The following is a 457-nucleotide window of genomic DNA, read 5'->3' on the forward strand; positions in this document are numbered from 1 at the left end:
GTTCGGCGACGCTCCAGACGAGCTCGCAGTGGCGGTGCACGGAGGTGAACGCCTCGGCCGTCGGCGCGTGCTTCTCGTGCAGCGCGCGGATCTCTTCCGGTCCCGGAATCCTCACCCGGTGAGCGTAACAACGGGGCGGGTGAGGGCGGGCGGGGGGTTCCCGAGCGTCCTGAGAATGCGGAAGGGTTCCCGCCACCGCCCCTCTTCACGCGATCCGGTGATAACGCCCGAAGCGGGCACGCGGCGGTCGTGCGGGCCGTTCGACGGGGTGACGGGGGCGGTCGTCGCCCTCGTGAGGCACCGACGACGGGGGAGACACCATGAGCCTGCAGTTCCTGCGGAACGCCGACGGCACGGTCACCGGACACAACGAGGCCAACGGCTTCACCGTGACACACGCCGACGAGGAGGAGGTGAAACGGCAGTTGTACGAGGACGCGGGCTGGGCGTACACGCC

General features: G+C 70.0%; 1 pseudogene. It reads right to left on the minus strand.

The features are described 5' to 3' along the window. Window positions 1-115, minus strand: a pseudogene (locus tag LPA54_RS38325) (phosphohydrolase); the annotation flags it as partial. Window positions 116-457: the final 342 nt, after the last annotated feature.

Origin of the sequence: Streptomyces sp. DH12, assembly GCF_020873895.1 — a bacterium.
In the GTDB taxonomy this organism is placed as follows: domain Bacteria; phylum Actinomycetota; class Actinomycetes; order Streptomycetales; family Streptomycetaceae; genus Streptomyces.